At 65.5% G+C, this 15,519-nt stretch carries 13 protein-coding genes; 6 read left to right on the forward strand and 7 right to left on the reverse strand.

Annotated features, from left to right (window positions below):
- Window positions 1–30: 30 nt before the first annotated feature.
- The 6 genes from HU230_RS35010 to HU230_RS35035 all read right to left on the reverse strand — a co-directional run bounded on the left by HU230_RS35010 (window position 31) and on the right by HU230_RS35035 (window position 8,206).
- On the reverse strand, window positions 31–975 hold the full coding sequence (locus HU230_RS35010) for an efflux RND transporter periplasmic adaptor subunit (protein ID WP_224943896.1): 945 nt from the start codon (window positions 973–975) through the stop codon (window positions 31–33).
- A 7-nt stretch (window positions 976–982) separates the two neighbouring features.
- Window positions 983–1,891, reverse strand: coding sequence for an alpha/beta fold hydrolase (locus HU230_RS35015; protein WP_176534280.1), 909 nt, complete (start codon window positions 1,889–1,891; stop codon window positions 983–985).
- 672 nt (window positions 1,892–2,563) lie between these two features.
- Window positions 2,564–2,809, reverse strand: a complete 246-nt coding sequence (locus HU230_RS35020; protein WP_176534279.1) for a hypothetical protein — start codon at window positions 2,807–2,809, stop codon at window positions 2,564–2,566.
- Window positions 2,810–3,042: 233 nt separating this feature from the next.
- Entirely contained in the window at window positions 3,043–3,252 is a 210-nt protein-coding gene (locus HU230_RS35025; protein WP_029084280.1) for a cold-shock protein, read from the reverse strand.
- A gap of 254 nt (window positions 3,253–3,506) precedes the next feature.
- A complete protein-coding gene (locus HU230_RS35030; RefSeq protein ID WP_176534278.1) occupies window positions 3,507–6,005 on the reverse strand; it encodes an adenylate/guanylate cyclase domain-containing protein in 2,499 nt (832 codons plus the stop codon).
- A gap of 137 nt (window positions 6,006–6,142) precedes the next feature.
- A complete protein-coding gene (locus HU230_RS35035; protein WP_176534277.1) occupies window positions 6,143–8,206 on the reverse strand; it encodes an AsmA family protein in 2,064 nt (687 codons plus the stop codon).
- A 211-nt stretch (window positions 8,207–8,417) separates the two neighbouring features.
- On the opposite strand from HU230_RS35035, the gene HU230_RS35040 reads away from it, so the two are divergent.
- A complete protein-coding gene (locus HU230_RS35040) occupies window positions 8,418–9,092 on the forward strand; it encodes a Crp/Fnr family transcriptional regulator (RefSeq protein ID WP_176534276.1) in 675 nt (224 codons plus the stop codon).
- A gap of 258 nt (window positions 9,093–9,350) precedes the next feature.
- Here HU230_RS35040 and HU230_RS35045 read toward each other — a convergent pair whose 3' ends face one another.
- Window positions 9,351–10,088, reverse strand: coding sequence for an AraC family transcriptional regulator (locus HU230_RS35045; RefSeq protein WP_224944256.1), 738 nt, complete (start codon window positions 10,086–10,088; stop codon window positions 9,351–9,353).
- Between HU230_RS35045 and HU230_RS35050 the strand changes: the two genes are divergently transcribed.
- From HU230_RS35050 to HU230_RS35070, 5 genes are all read left to right on the forward strand, one after another.
- Window positions 9,978–10,220, forward strand: a complete 243-nt coding sequence (locus HU230_RS35050; protein WP_224944343.1) for a hypothetical protein — start codon at window positions 9,978–9,980, stop codon at window positions 10,218–10,220. The two genes, HU230_RS35045 and HU230_RS35050, sit on opposite strands and share 111 nt — an antisense overlap.
- Window positions 10,221–10,397: 177 nt before the next feature.
- On the forward strand, window positions 10,398–11,975 hold the full coding sequence (locus HU230_RS35055) for an ABC transporter substrate-binding protein (RefSeq protein WP_176534274.1): 1,578 nt from the start codon (window positions 10,398–10,400) through the stop codon (window positions 11,973–11,975).
- A complete protein-coding gene (locus tag HU230_RS35060; protein ID WP_176534273.1) occupies window positions 11,972–12,973 on the forward strand; it encodes an ABC transporter permease in 1,002 nt (333 codons plus the stop codon). Before HU230_RS35055 ends, HU230_RS35060 begins: the two co-directional genes overlap by 4 nt.
- Window positions 12,973–13,806, forward strand: a complete 834-nt coding sequence (locus HU230_RS35065) for an ABC transporter permease (protein ID WP_176534272.1) — start codon at window positions 12,973–12,975, stop codon at window positions 13,804–13,806. Before HU230_RS35060 ends, HU230_RS35065 begins: the two co-directional genes overlap by 1 nt.
- Window positions 13,803–15,506, forward strand: a complete 1,704-nt coding sequence (locus HU230_RS35070; protein ID WP_176534271.1) for a dipeptide ABC transporter ATP-binding protein — start codon at window positions 13,803–13,805, stop codon at window positions 15,504–15,506. Before HU230_RS35065 ends, HU230_RS35070 begins: the two co-directional genes overlap by 4 nt.
- Window positions 15,507–15,519 lie beyond the last annotated feature (13 nt).

Consider the following 15,519-nt stretch of genomic DNA (forward strand, 5'->3'; position numbering starts at 1 on the left):
CGACACTGAGTGTGGCGGCGCCTACTTCGTCTACTTCGCGTCCGCGCTGGCACCCACCGGCCGCACCGGATCGCCCTCGCGCAGCAGCGCGCCGGCGCGGGCGACGACGATGTCGCCTTCCTGGATGCCGTCGCGGATCTCGACCTGGCCGGCCGACATCAACCCGGTCTCGACCCGCCGCGTCTCGACGCGGCCGCCGCGCACCACCTGCACCACAGTGCCGGCGGTGGAATAGAGGATCGCGGTCAGCGGCACCGCGACGCCGCAGCTCTGCCCGGTCTTGATCTGCGCCCGCCCGCTCGAATTCACCAGCAGGCGCTTGTTGGAGGCGATGCCGACGAACACCTGTCCGAGCTGGCTGTTCGGCTCGATGGTCGGCGCGATCGTCCGCACCTTGCCGTCCATCTCGCCGGCGCCGATGATCTTCAGCCGCGCGGTCTGCTCGGTCTTCAGCTTGGCGATGTCGCGGGTCGGCACCATGCCGACCAGGTCGTATTCGTTTCTGGCGATGATCGAGAACAGCGCGTCCTTGCCGGAGGCCGGCGCGCCGACGATCGCCGAGGACGCCGAGATCGTGCCCGCCACCGGCGCCGTGAGGTTGATCGCGTTGGTGCCGTCGGTCAGCCGCGCCAGCACCTGGCCCGCGGTGACGGTGTCGCCGGGATCGGCCTTCACCTCCGCCACCTTCAGCCCGAACCGATCGGGCCGGATCTGCTGCTCGTCGCGCGGCAGCACGATGCCCGAGACCTCGACGATATTGCCGAAGCAGAATTTCGAGGCCTTCAACACCGTCACCGCCGCGCCCTTCGGCACCGCGTCGGCCTCGCCCGCGGCAAGCGCGGGAGAAGCCGCGAGCAGAAGCAGCGCGACGACAATCGACGGTCCGTAGGATGGGTAGAGCCAACGGGTCCGCGCAACGCGCGGCCCGATGATAAACTCCGCGAAACCCATGAATCGCTCGAGCCTCAAACTCATCTGCAAACTATTCCCAAAATGAGGGCCTCCTGAATATCAGATGCGGCCTCGCCGAGCCAGCCGGCTGCGCCGTCGTGGCAGCCGCCTCAGTTGGCCCGGCACACGCCGCCAGCTCCAGCTTCGCCAGCTCCTCGGCACGCCAGATGTGCCGCAGGATCTCCGGATTGACCCGCTCGGCATGCGTCACCGGCAGCATGTGGCCGGCCGCCGGCAGATGCCGCATCTCGGCGCCGTCAATGATCGCGGCGAGTTTTGCGACGATGCGCTGCGTCACATAGGGCGACAGCCCGCCCGACACCAGCAGCGTCGGCACCCGCAAGGCACGCGCGGCCGCCGCCACGCCGTCGAGATCGAGCGCGGCGTTGAAATCGTAGGGCAGCTTGTCGGCCTGCTCGATCATCCGCAGCCGCCCGCTCGGCGAGAACTGCTCGCGCGGGCCGGAGCCGGCCCAGAACGCGGTGAACGCCTCGACCGCCTCCAGCGCCGCGCCGTCGAAAATATCCTGCGACACCACCTGCGCGATCCGCGCGAAGCGGTCGTACAGCCGCACGTCTGCGGAGCCGTCGCGCAGCAATGTCGGAAGGATCGGCTCGATCAGCGTCAGGCTGCGGATGCGCTGCGCATAAGGCGATGCCGTCGCCAGCCGAAACGCGATCGCCCCGCCATAGGAATGCCCGATCAGATGGATCGGCGCGTTGGCCTTGGCGAGCCAGGGCTCGAGCCGCGCGATCTCGCCATCCAGCGTCCGCGGCCAGTCGCGCCCGCAGGCGGCGACGCCATAGCCGGAAATATCCGGCGCCATGAACGGCGTGCCCCCGAGCGCGCCCGCAAGCTTCGTCCATTGCCGTCCCGATCCCAGCGAGCAGTGCAACGCCACCACCGACGCCGCCGCGTGCGTCCCGTCCAAACCTGTCATCAAACCCAGTCCTCGCGTGTTCTTGTTCTCGGCGAACGCGCGGTTCCGCGCGCCCGTCATGACGCGAGCGAGGTGGGGGAGGGGTTATTCCTGGAAACGAAGGCAGAGGTCGCGATCGTGATCACGGGGACAACCAGATTCACTGGATGGTGATTTGAGGCTCGTGGGAGTTCGCGGAAATGCAAGCAATATCGCAACAGTTGCTATCTTCTAGCTGCTTACATTATTCTGAGTATCAGAATTTTCCCTGACATCCCAACTCGGCGCCCGGCCTTCCCTAGGCCCTCTCACGATCAATGAGGGTGAGTTGATCGCATCCCTCGGGCGCAACGCGCCGCGAGAGCGCGAACGCATATCCTGTTTGCTGTTTGACAATGTTGATCGGGACCTAATGCGATTCGGTCATGCTGCCGCTCAGTCATGTTGAGGAGGCCGTATCGCGGCCGTCTCGAAGCACGACGGCCACCAGCGGGGCCGTGCATCCTTCGAGGCTCGCTGCGCTCGCACCTCCAGCGACAAAGGCGAAGCCTTTGCGCGGGGATGACGGAATTGATACCGTCATTGCGAGGAGCGATAGCGACGAAGCAATCCATCGTTCCGTGTGCGAGGTGGGATCGATTGCTTCGCTTCGCTCGCAATGACGGCAGTCATTGCAGCAGCAACATCGCAGCGTCAGCGCACGATGCGCTTCACGCGCGCTTTCTTCTTGGCGATGGGTGCCGGCGCCAGCTCGGCTTCGGCCGCAGCCTTGGCCTCGCGCGCTTCGCGGAGCGCCCGCAGCCGCTCCATGTTCTTGCGGATCGAGGCTGCGTCGCGCTCGACCTCGGCGATGGCGCGCGCGCCTTCCTCGGCAGCCAGGCGCTGGCGGTCGGCCCTGGCGAGGCTCGCGGGCGATGGCGTGGGCTTCCTGGCGGTCATCGGCATTCTCTCCAAGGCATCATCCCTCTGCGAAGGCTTCGCGTCTGTTGCACGGAGCGGCGCGATGCAGCGTGCTTTGGGATCACGCGCAGCAAGACATGCTAAAACCCGCCCAATCCGGGTGGATCGAGCGGGCAGCAACGTCATCCCAGTACATCCGTGGAATGACGAACCGGCATGATCGCGACAAACGCGGAACGCGTTTGCGCGGAAATCACGCCGAAGCAAAAAGCTCAGACGATCTGAAGATTCTCGGCGCTGGTCTTGCCGCGCATCTTGTCGGTCTTCAGCTCGAACGAGACCTTCTGGCCTTCAGCCAGGCCAGTCAGACCGGCACGCTCGACTGCGCTGATGTGAACGAACACATCCTTGCTGCCATCGCTCGGCTCGATGAAACCAAAGCCCTTCTGACCGTTGAACCACTTCACAGTACCTGTCGCCATCTTCTCTTCTCCAAAATGCGCATCTGCGCATGTGTTGCGCAGAATCGCGCGCCATCCATTCAACTGACGATGTCTTTGGAGGAGGGCCGTTCTGACCATTCAACAAGGCGCAACGGCTAATCGAATGGCGGGTACTATACACACTTTCCGCGCGAATGCAAGGTTCCGACGGTAGTGGGTTCCCGCTCGAAAATGAGGCCGGCGGGGCCCGTCATTGCTTCGCTCTTCGCAACGACGAGTGGAGAAAGCGTCGCCTACTCCGCTGCCGCTTCCGCTGACGGCTCGCCCTTCCAGCGCAAAATCTCCGCGGCGAGGATCGGGTGATTGAAACCCTTCAGCACGAGGTCGTCGATGGCGCGGCCTTCGACGTGCGGTTCGACCATGCCGTAGACGCGGCGGCTCACCACGATCTGGCCGGCCTTGGCCTCGCCGCACAGGCGGGAGGCGAGGTTGGTGACGCTGCCGATCGCGGCATATTCCAGCCGCTGCTCGAAACCGACCTGGCCGAGCGTGGCATAGCCGAGCGCGATGCCGATGCCGAAGCCGAGGCTGTGCCCGCGGTTGCGCCACTTCTCGGTCAGCGCGCCGATGGTGTCGCGCATCTCGACCGCCATCTTCACCGCGCGCAGCGTATGGTCGGCGAGTTGGATCGGCGCGTTGAACAGGATCATCACGCCGTCGCCGGCATAGCGGTCGAGCGTGCCCTCGTACTTGAAGATCAGCTTGCCGAGCGCTGCGTGGTATTCGCGCAGCACGTTCATCGCCTCTTCCGGTTCGGTCGCCTCGGTGAAGGCGGTGAAGCCGCGCAGGTCGCAGAACACGACCGTGACCTCGCGGCGGTGGCTGTCGAGCAGCCCCTCATGGCCATCGGAGGAGGCGATCAGCTGCGCCACCTGCGGCGCCAGGAATCGCTCGAGCTTGCGGATGCGTTCGATCTCCGTGAGCTGGGTCTCGACGCGTGCCTCCAGCGACTTGTTCCAGTCGGTGAGCTCTTCGGTCTGCTGCCTGAGCTTGTCCGCCTGCTCGCGCACGGTGGCGTTGGCCTGCTCCAGCGCGTGGCTCTTCTGGTCCACTTCAGTGAACAGCCGCGCATTGCGCATCGCCAGCACCGCCTGGTGCGCAAAAGTCTTCATCAGGCCGATCAGGCTCGCGGGGAAATCGCCGGCCGACTTGCGCAGCACCACCAGCGAACCGAGCACGCCCTGTTGATCGACCAGCGGCACCACCAGCACGGAGTGGAAGCCGGCGCCGACCACGACATCGCGCAGCGGATGATCGGCACTGGATTCTTGTTCTGACGCGTTTTCTTCACGCGAACCGGTATCCACTTCGCTCGAAAACGCTCTAGTGGCGAGATCGGGAAACGCCAGCGGCTCGCCCTTCGTCGCGGCCTCGGCGAGCGGGCTGTTCGCGGCGTCGATCGCGCGGTGATGGCCCTCGGCCTCGGCGTCGATGCCGATCGATTGCGTCAGGTTGAAGCTGCGGCTCGTCGCGTCATAGCCATAGATCAGCACGGCGTCGGCATGGGTGATCTCGAGCGCGCGGGCGGCGATCGTCGGCAGCACGGCGTTGAGGTCGAGCGAGGACGCCACCGCGCGGCCGACCTCCTCCAGCACCTTCAGCTCGTTGATCGATTGCGCGAGATCGCGCGTGCGCTCCCTCACCTTGCCTTCGAGGTCGGAATAGGTCTCGGCAAGCTGCGAGGCCATGCTGTTGAATTGCCCGGCGAGTTCCTCTAGCTCATCCGCGGTCTTCACCTCGATGCGGTGGCCGAAATCGCCGGCCCCTAATCGCCGCGCGCCGGTGCGCAGGGCGGTGATCGGCACCAGCATGCGCCGCGCGAGGATCGTGCCGGCGATGATCGCGACCACGAGGCCGAGCGCGATCAAGAGCGCAATGCGCACCAGCTGGTCGCGGATCGGGGAGAGCGCCTGCGCGGTCGGCTGCTCGACAAAGACGTGCCAGCCGAGGTCCGGCGCTGCTGTCGCAGTCGTCAGCACCGCGTTGCCGTCGACATCCTTGCCGGAGGCGATCCGTCTGCCGCTCGCCGACAGCACCGCCGCGACCTGCGGCAGCGCGGCAAGGTCCTTGCCGACCTCGGGGCCCTTCGACGAGCTCGCCAGCACGCGGCCCTTGGCGTCGACGAGATAGGCATAGGCGGTGCGGCCGACCTGGGAATCGCCGAAATAGTCGTTAAGGAAGCGCAGGTCGATCTCGGCGACGGTGACGCCGGCGTTGAAGCCGGAATGCTGCTCGCCGATCGACATATACGGCCGCTCGTCGCGAAAGTACGCCGGCGCGTAGGCGGTGCCGCGCTCGACAGCTTCGGTGAAGCGGAGGTCGCGAGAGAAGTCGGCGTTGGAATTCAGCGTGTAGGTCTGGCGCGACAGCCGCAGCACCTCGCGGCCCTGGCCGTTGATCAGGGTGAGCTGGTTCACCGCCGGCACCTGGCCGAGCAGCTGGGCATAATCGGCGCGGCGCAGCTCGATGGTGTTGGAAGACGCGCGGGTCACCCAGGAGATCTGCCGCTCGAGATCGGAAATCGATTGCGCGATGTGCTTGGCGGTGGCGTCCGCCTTCTCGCTCATCGCATCCGTCAGCGTGCTCTTGATGCCGCGGTAGCTGATCCAGGTCTCGAGGGCGCCGTTGACCGCCAGCACGAACACGACGAGGCCGACCAGCGCGAGGACGTATTTGGCGAACAGGCCGCCGCGCAGGAACCAGTTCTTGCCCTTGTCCGGTGCCCCGTTCATCCAGCCTCGTCCGTCCCCCTCCAATCAGTCGGGTGCGCCACTGTATCCGCTGCTGTTTAGCACGGATCGACGGGGCGAGGCGGCCCCTCGGGCCGCATGGTTAGCCCTGCATTCCGGCGGGGGATATGCGGGAATATTCAGCGGTTGAACAGCTGTCGCAGCACGTCGTTCATCGCGGGATTGTCGTGCTGCTCGGCGGTGTCGGCCGGCGGAGGGGAGGGCGGTGGCGTGGCGGCCGGCGGCGCGTCCGGAGTGGGTTGGGCGAGGCTGCGGCTCGGCCGGGAGGAGTTGCCCTGATTCAGGGTGGAGAGGCCCTGCTGCAGCAGGTTACCGATGGTGTCGCCGAGCTGCCCGCCGAGCGGGTTGTTCTGGCCGGCGGTCGCACCGCCAGGCGCCTGGCCCGTGCCGGGCTGTGTGGCGGTCCCACCGCCCTGCAGGCCGTTGAGGAGGTTGGTCAGTCCATTCAGACCTTGGCTCAGCCCCTGGCCGTTCGCGCCGAACAAACCCTTGCCCATCTCCTTGAGCTTGGCATAGGCGGCCTGGGGATTGTCGAGGATGCCCTGCATCTCCGGATAGATCCGCGGGGACACCCAGGGCCCCTCGATCATCACGGGGATGCCGAGGCCGACCGGATTGCCGGTGCGGCCCTGGCCTTCGGTGGTCATCACGAGCTGCGGCTCGACGCGGAACCCGATCTGGCGGGTGTTGAGATCGACGGTGCCGACCCCGGTCATCTTCACCAGCGGGCCGATCAAATTGAGGTCGGTGGTGACGGCCTGACCCTTGTCAAGCTTGAACGAAGCCGAGAGCTGGCTGAGATCGGTCGACAGCTCCTGGCCCTGCTGCCAGCCCGACAAGGTGCCGGTGGTGAGGTTGCGGATCATCTGCGCGACGTTGAGGCCGAGGATCTTGCCGTCCTGGAACACGACGAAGGCCGTGCCGCCGAGATTGCCGACGATCGCGCGTGCACTGCTGCCCTGCGAGGTCAGCGCGATCTTCGCCTGCATCGTGCCGTCGAGCTTGTCGAACTCGGCGAGGCTCTTCAGCACCGGCAGCGCGCGCACGCCGGCGAGGTCGAGTCGCAACGCGTAGGTCGGAGTGGTGGTTCTCGCATCGATCGTGACGTCGCCATTGGCGGTGCCCTCATAGGCGCCGAGATCGGCGAGGCGGGCCTTCAGCACGCCGCTGTCAACAGATGCATCGATCGACGCCTGCGCAAAGCGGCCGTCGCCGATCACGAGCTCCGCCGTCGAGATGCGCACCTGCGCGTCCACATAATTGAGCCCGCCAAGATCGATCGTTGCGTTGCTCCAAATGTTGGTGCCCAGCGCCTGCGCGGCATCGGGCTGGCTCGGCGTCAGCGCCATCGAGATGCGCTGGAAGTCGAGATCGAGCTTCACCAGCGGCTTGTTGCTGGCGAAGTCGACCGAGGCCCAACCGGTGAAGCCGCCATCGCCGAGCGTGCCCGACACGCCGTTGAACATCACCACCGTGCCGTTCAGGCGCACTTCCGCATTCGCCTTGATCGCCGCGGGCAACAGGCCAGGTGCGTCGATGTTGAATTCGGCCGGCACGTTTTGGCGTTCCAGCGGTGCCTGCGGCGCGGTCGCGCGGATCTCGAACTTCAGCGGCTTGTCACTGGTGCTCGCACTCCCCGTGACGACGATCTTGCGGTCGTTGCCGATGGTCGCATCGGCATTGAGCGTCTCGATCCGGTTCTCGACCCGGTCGCGCACATTGGAGAACACGATGGTGGCGCCGCTGACGCTGACATGCCGGATCGTGAGGCCGCCGCTGTCGGACGCAGAAGACTTCGCCGGCGGATTGTGGTCGCGGGTGCGCTCGCGCTGCAGCGGCAGATTGATCACCGGCTTGACGATCACGAGGTCGGTGATGTCGGGCTGGCCCGACCACAGGCTCGACAGCGTCATCTCGACCTCGACCCGATCAGCTGCGAACCGGTTGTTGGCCTCGCGCTCCCGCGGATCCTGCAACACGACCTCGCGCAGCGTCAGATTGGCGGTCGGCCAGAGGCCAATCCTGGCGCCGCCATTGATGCTGAGTGTGTAGCCGGTCTCCCGCTCGACCCGCTCGGTGATGGCCGATGTGAGGAACGAGGACGGGATCCCGACCGCGGCCACCAGCGCGATGATCACGATCACGGCAGCGATGGCGGCCCCGGCGAATTTCAGTGCTCTCATCTCGATATTCCAAGCCGGGCAGACAGGGTTCCGCCGCGGAAAGGCACGGCCGATCGCAGGAGATTATCCCGCAAACGGGACCTCGCTCCAACGGTTGGAAAAATAATCCGTTACCAGCATGAACTTATGTGACCTCTCACACACTCTTATGAGGGTGATTGTTGCTAACCGGGCGGAGGGGACCGCTCGGATGGATTTGGAAGGCAATACAATGAGCAAACAGGCCGAATTTGCGGTCATTCTGAAAATGAACCCGATGTTCGCCGATCTCGGTGCGGACGAATTGGCGCGCCTTTCGGGCCTCTGCCACACCCAGCAGCTCGCCACCGGCGAAGTGCTGTTCCAGAAAGGCGATCCCGGCGACGCCCTGTTTGGGGTGCGCCGCGGCCAGATGCGCATCGAAACCGGTGCCTCCGACGGCAGCCGGCTCACCCTGAACTTCATGGGATCCGGCGACCTGTTCGGCGAAGTCGCCGTCCTCGACGGTCAGGAGCGCACCGCGGATGCGACCGCGGGCGAGCCCACCGAATTGTTCGTCCTGCGGCGGGAAGATTTCCTGGGCTTCCTCGAGCGCGAGCCGAAGGTCGCGGTCCGCCTGATCGAATTGCTGTGCCAGCGCATCCGCTGGCAGAGCGAGCGGATGGAAGAATCCGTGCTGCAACCGTTGCCGGTCCGGCTCGCACGCCGGCTGTGCGCGCTGGCTGAGGATTTCGGTTCCGAGGTGCATATCTCGCAGGAACAGCTCGGCATCTTCGTCGGCGCGGCGCGCGAGAGCGTCAACCGGCAGCTGCAGACCTGGCGCAAGGACGGCATCGTCGACCTGCAGCGCGGTCGGATCATGCTGCACAACATGACCAAGCTGACGGCGGTCGCACGCAACGACTAACACGCAACGACTAAACGATTGCATGCAACGCGCGCGCGAGGATCGCCGTCCTCTCGCGCGCCTTGCTTGCGAATGTTGACGCACTCCTGCCTAAAAGACTTGCTTGCATGACGAGGCGGGTATCGCTTTCATCCGCGTGCCGGTCCTTGGGGTGACACCCAGCCTTGCTGGCCTCACGCCATCCACCTGCAAACCCCTGCGGTCTTTCCCGTTGACCGCAGGGGTTTTGCGTTCCGCGGGTGCGTGAGGCGAATTCGCCTACCTCATCACCACTTCGGGATTGGCCCAGCGCAGATACTGGCGCGGCGCGGCGCCGAGCTCGCGCTTGAACATCGCTGCGAAAGCACTCGGGCTGTCATAGCCGACGTCGAGCGCGACGCAGGTGACGGCTTCGCCGGCGCCGAGCCGCGCCAGCGCTTCGAGCAGCCGCACCCGCTGGCGCCAGGCCGCAAAGCTCTGTCCGGTCTCGCGGCGGAACAGGCGCGTCAAGGTCCGCCGGCTGAGCTGGCTACGATCGGCCCATTGGTCGAGCGTCAGATCGGAACTCGGGTCGACCAGCACCGCTTCGCAGATCGCGGCGAGCCGTGGATCGGGCGGCACCTGCACATGCAGCGACACTTCGGGCATCCTGCCGATCTCATCGAGCAGGAAATCGACCAGCCGGCCGTCGCGCCCTTCCGGGTCGTAACGGGTCGGCATATGCACCGCTTCTTCCATCAGCGCTTCGACCAGTGCGGAGACCCTGATCAGGCGGCAGGTTGCCGGCGCATTCCGCACGCGATCCGGCGTGACATAGATGGTCTGGATCTCGACCTCGCCCCATGCTCGCGACTGGTGCGCGACGCCGGCCGGAATCCATAGACCATGGCCGGGCGGCACGACGAAATGGCCGCGCTCGGTCATCATCGAGGTCACGCCTGCGGTCTGCAGGATGAATTGATCGCGTCGATGCGCGTGTCGCGCGCTCGTGCTTTCGTTTGGATAAGAGGCCGCCATGGCGGCGAGCGGCCGTTCGACCTGTTGCAATTGTCCGGCATAATGCGCGGCGGCTACGGGACCGGCTTGCTTGCGGCACACGCGCAAACCGGCGGTGTCATTTCGTCGCGCTGCGACTTTCAAGTGTCGTGAGCTCCTGATCGATCGTCGTTTTCGCAGGGTGCTCATGCATCTTCCGGGCCAATTGGCCCGATCGCGATGGTTGTTGTCCCCAATCAGGTAGCGCGGGATACGGCGTTTGGCAACAATGCCTCACCCCGCGACATTCGCCGAAATCGAATGCCTGACGCGCGGCGACGGAGAGGTCCGATGAACAGACGCGAATTCACCAAGGCGATGCTGGCCTGCGGTGCAGCCATCCCGTTCGGCATCACGCGGGCGGCGGGCCAGACCCGCGGTGGAACGCTCAACACCATCATCCAGCCGGAGCCGCCGGTTCTGGTGACGGCGCTGAACCAGCAGCAGCCGACCCTGACGCTCGGCGGCAAGATCTATGAAGGCCTGCTGAAATACGGCGCCGACCTCAAGCCGATGCCCGGCATGGCGCAGTCCTGGGAGATCTCGCCCGACGGCCTGACCTACACATTCAAGCTGTTTCCGGGGATCACCTTCCACGACGGCAAGCCGATGACCTCGGAGGACGTGGTCTTCAGCTGCATGAAGCTGCTGGTGGAGACGCATCCGCGCGCGCGGCAGAACTTCGCACGCGTGGCATCGGCCGAAGCGCCCGATCCGCTCACCGTCGTGTTCAAGCTGAAGCAGCCGTTCGCGCCGTTCATCGGCTGTTTCGACTGCACGTCCGCGCCGATCGTGCCCAAGCATATCTACGAAGGCACCGACTATCGCAAGAACCCGGAGAACGACAAGGCGATCGGCACCGGCCCCTTCAAGCTGAAGGAATGGGTGCGCGGCTCGCATGTTCACCTCGTCCGCCACGACGGCTACTATCTGAAGGACGAGCCCTATCTCGACGAGATCGTCTACCGCGTGATTCCCGATGCGGCGTCGCGTGCGCTCGCGCTCGAGAACGGCACCGTGCAGCTGGTGCAATGGTCCGACGTCGAATTCTATGACGTGCAGCGCTTCAAGGCGCAGAAGAACCTCGAATTCACCACCAAGGGCTACGAGTATTTCGCGCCGCACCAGTGGCTCGAAATGAACAACCGCATCGCGCCGATGAACGACAAGCGGTTCCGGCAGGCGGTGATGCACCTGATCGACCGCGAGGCGTTCAGCAAGCGCGTGTATTTCGGCAATGCCAAGGTTGCGACCGGCCCGGTCTCATCGAAGACGCGGTTCTACGATCCGAACGTGAAGCGCTACGAGTTCTCGGTCGACAAGGCCAAGGCGCTGCTTGACGACATGGGACTGAAGGTTGGCGCCAACGGCAAGCGGGCCGAGATCAAATACATCGTGCCGCCCTATGGCGAGTCCTATCAGCGCGCCGGTGAATTCTTTCGCCAGAGCTTTGCACGCGTCGGCATCGACCTCGTGCTGGTCGGCACCGACATGGCCGGCTGGGCCGAGAAGGTCGGCAACTGGGATTACGAGATGACCCAGAACCTGCTCTACCAGCTTGGCGATCCCGCGCTCGGCGTGGCACGCACCTATATTTCGTCGAACATCAAGAAGGGCATCCTGTTCTCGAACACGCAAGGCTACTCGAATCCCGAGGTCGACAAACTGTTCGACGAGGCCGCCATCACGCTCGACGAAGCCAAGCGCCAGGAGCTCTACAGCAAGGTGCAGCAGATCCTGGTCGAGGATGTACCGGTGGCCTGGACGCTCGAGATCGAATATCCCATCATCTACGACAAGGCGTTCAAGAACATCGTGACGACGGGCATTGGCTCGCACGAAACCTTCGGGTCGGTCTACAAATCGTGACCCGGCTCGGGAGCGCAGCGGCGATCGGGCTCCAGGCGATCAGCCGCATCGCCCAGCTCGTCGCGGTGATCCTCGTCATCGCGACGTTCAACTTCGTGTTGGTGCGGGCCGCCCCCGGCGACCCGGCCCAGGTGATGGCCGGGCAGTCCGGCGCGTCCGATCCAAAACTGCTCGACGATCTGCGCAAGGAGTACGGGCTCGACAAGCCGTACTTCGTGCAACTCGTGAGCCACCTCGGCCGCGTCGTCAGGCTCGATCTCGGCTATTCCTATCGCCAGCGCCGTCCGGTCGTCGATCTGATCCTCGAACGGCTTCCGGCGACGCTCTTGCTGACGGTCACGGCGTTCTGTCTCGCGCTCCTGATCGGCACCGCGCTCGGCGCGCTGGCGGGGCTCGCGGCCGGCAGCGTTCTCGACACGGTGTTCACCGTGCTCTCGCTCGTGCTCTATGCGACGCCGGTGTTCTGGCTCGGCCTGATGCTGGTGCTGGTGTTCTCGGTGACGCTCGGCTGGCTGCCGCCGTTCGGCTACGAGACCATCAACGTCCAGCTCTCGCCGATCGAGCACGCGCTCGACATCATGAAGCACATGATCATGCCGGTGACCTCGCTGGCGGCGATTTATCTCGCGATCTATGCGCGACTGATGCGGTCCTCGATCATCGAGGTCGCGCAACAGGATTTCATCAAGACGGCGCGCGCCAAGGGCCTGTCCGGAACGCGGATCGTCGTCGGCCACATGCTGCGCAATGCGCTGGTGCCGGTCGTCACCGTCGCCGGCATGCAGGCCGGCGCGCTGGTCGGCGGCGCCGTGGTGATCGAGACGGTGTTTGCCTGGCCCGGCCTCGGCCGCCTGACCTTCGAGGCCCTGCTGCAACGCGACTATCCCGTCCTGCTCGGCATCTTCCTGATCCTCTCGATCGTCGTGATCGCGCTCAACCTTTTGACCGACCTGGTCTACCGGCTGATCGATCCGCGCATGACCACGGGAGCGGCGTGATGGAGACGGTGCGCGCCTTCTTGCGTCATCCCAGCGGCATGATCGGGCTTGTCCTGCTGCTCGTCGTCGTTGTCGTCGCGATCATCGCGCCGATCGTGTTTCCGGTCTCGCCCTGGGAGATGGTCGGTGCGCCGTTCACGCCGCCCGGCGAGGACGGGCTGTGGCTCGGCGGCGATACGCTCGGCCGCGATGTCGCGGCCGGCGTCGCCTATGGCGCGCGCGTCTCGCTGCTGATCGGCATCGCGTCCGCGCTCGCGGCGATGGCGATCGGCGTCGTGGTCGGCGCGATCTCAGGCTATTTCGGCGGCAAGGTCGATCTGGTGTTGATGCGGATGACGGAACTGTTCCAGACCATCCCGGCCTTCGTGCTGGCCATCCTGCTGGTCGCGACCTTCAATCCGTCGCTCCTGACGATCATCCTGACCATTGGGGCGGTGAGCTGGCCGCCGCTGGCGCGGTTGACGCGCGCCGAGTTCCTGCGCCTGCGCCATCGTGAGTTCGTCGAGGCCGCGTTGTGCCAGGGCGAGCGCACCTGGCGCATCGTGCTCGGCCACATCCTGCCGAACGCGATCTCACCGATCCTGGTCGTGACGTCGCTGACGGTGGCGACCGCGATCCTGTTGGAGAGCGCGCTGTCCTTCATGGGGCTCGGCGATCCCAATTTGATGTCGTGGGGCTTCATGATCGGCGCGGGGCGCACTGCAATCCGCAATGCGTGGTGGATGAGCGTGTTTCCCGGCCTTGCCATTCTCGTCACCGTGCTGGCGATCAACCTGTTCGGCGAGGGCCTGTCCGATGTCCTCAACCCGCGCGTCTCGAGGCGCCGGTCATGAGCGAAGCCATGCAGGCCAGCGCGCCGGTTCTCGCCGTCGATCGCCTCTCGATCGCGCTCCCGAAGGGCGGTGACCGGCCCCTTGCAGTCGAGAACGTCTCCTTTGAGATCAAGCCGAACGAGGTCGTTTGCCTGGTCGGCGAATCCGGCTCCGGCAAGTCGATGATCGCCCATGCGGTGCTGCAGCTGTTGCCGCGGGGCGTCGACATCGTGTCGGGCGCCGTGACGGTCGCGGGGCAGGATCCGTCGAAGCTCGACGGCCGTGGCCTTCGGAACTTGCGCGGCGGCAATGCCGCGATGATCTTTCAGGAGCCATTGTCCTCGCTCAATCCGCTCAAACGCGTCGGCAAGCAGATCGAGGAGATGATTCTGGCGCACCAGCGGCCTGTGCCATCGATGGCGGAAGTCCGCGAGCGGGTGCAGACGCTGCTGACGCAGGTCGGGCTGCCGAGTCCTCAACTGCTGGAAAAGAGCTATCCGTTCGAGCTGTCCGGCGGTCAGCGCCAGCGCGTGATGATCGCGATGGCGATGGCCAACCGGCCCGCGCTGCTGATCGCGGATGAGCCGACGACCGCGCTCGATGTCACGACCCAGCGCCAGATCCTGCGCCTGATCGACGATCTCCGGCGCGAGCGCGGCATGGGCGTGCTGCTGATCACCCATGATTTCGGCGTCGTCGCCGACGTCGCCGACCGCGTCGTGGTGTTGCGCCATGGCAAGGTGGTCGAGCAGGGCACGGCCAGTGAGGTGCTGCGCAATCCACAGGCCGCCTACACGCGCGAATTGATCGACGCGGTGCCGAAGGCGCGGCTCGCCGACATCCATGACACGATCGTGCGACCGGAGCCGCTACTGGACGTCGTCGGCCTGCAGAAGACCTTTCGGGTCAAGCGCGGCTGGTTGCAGCCGCCGCGTGAGGTGGTCGCCGCGGAGGGCATCTCGCTGACGCTGCACGAGGGCGAGACGCTGGCGATCGTCGGGGAATCCGGTTCCGGAAAATCGACGCTCGGGCGCATGATCATGCGGCTCACCGAGCCGGATGCCGGCGCCATCCGTTTCGGCGGCGCCGATCTCCGGCAGTTGCGTGGTGAAGCGTTGCGCCAGGCGCGGCGGCAGCTTCAGATCGTGTTCCAGGATCCGTTTGCCAGTCTCGATCCGCGCCAGAAGGTCGGCGATGCCATCGCGCGCGGGCCGATGGCCTACGGCACCTCGCGCGCCGAGGCGATGGCGCAGGCGAGGAAATTGCTGGTCCGGGTCGGATTGTCGGAGGCCGCCGCGGGTCGCTATCCGCACGAATTCTCCGGCGGCCAGCGCCAGCGCATCTGCATCGCGCGGGCGCTCGCGCTGAAACCGCGGGTCTTGATCGCCGACGAGGCGGTGTCGGCGCTCGACGTCTCGGTGCAGGCCCAGGTGCTGGGACTGCTCGCCGAGCTGCGCCAGGAAATGCGGCTTGCGATGATCTTCATCACCCATGATTTGCGGATCGCCGCCGAGATCGCCGACCGCGTCATCGTCCTGCAGAAAGGGCGTATCGTCGAGGAGGGCACCACGGCCGAGGTCTTCACCGCGCCGCGTCAGGCCTACACCCGCGACCTGCTCGATGCCATTCCCGGCCGCGATTTCTTCGACCAGCCGGGCTTTGCGGCCGCGGACGGCGCACGCCAGACGGCGAGGATCGATTCCGGCATCGACGCGGTATAAACTAACAACAAAG

Origin of the sequence: Bradyrhizobium quebecense (assembly GCF_013373795.3) — a bacterium.
Lineage (GTDB): Bacteria > Pseudomonadota > Alphaproteobacteria > Rhizobiales > Xanthobacteraceae > Bradyrhizobium > Bradyrhizobium quebecense.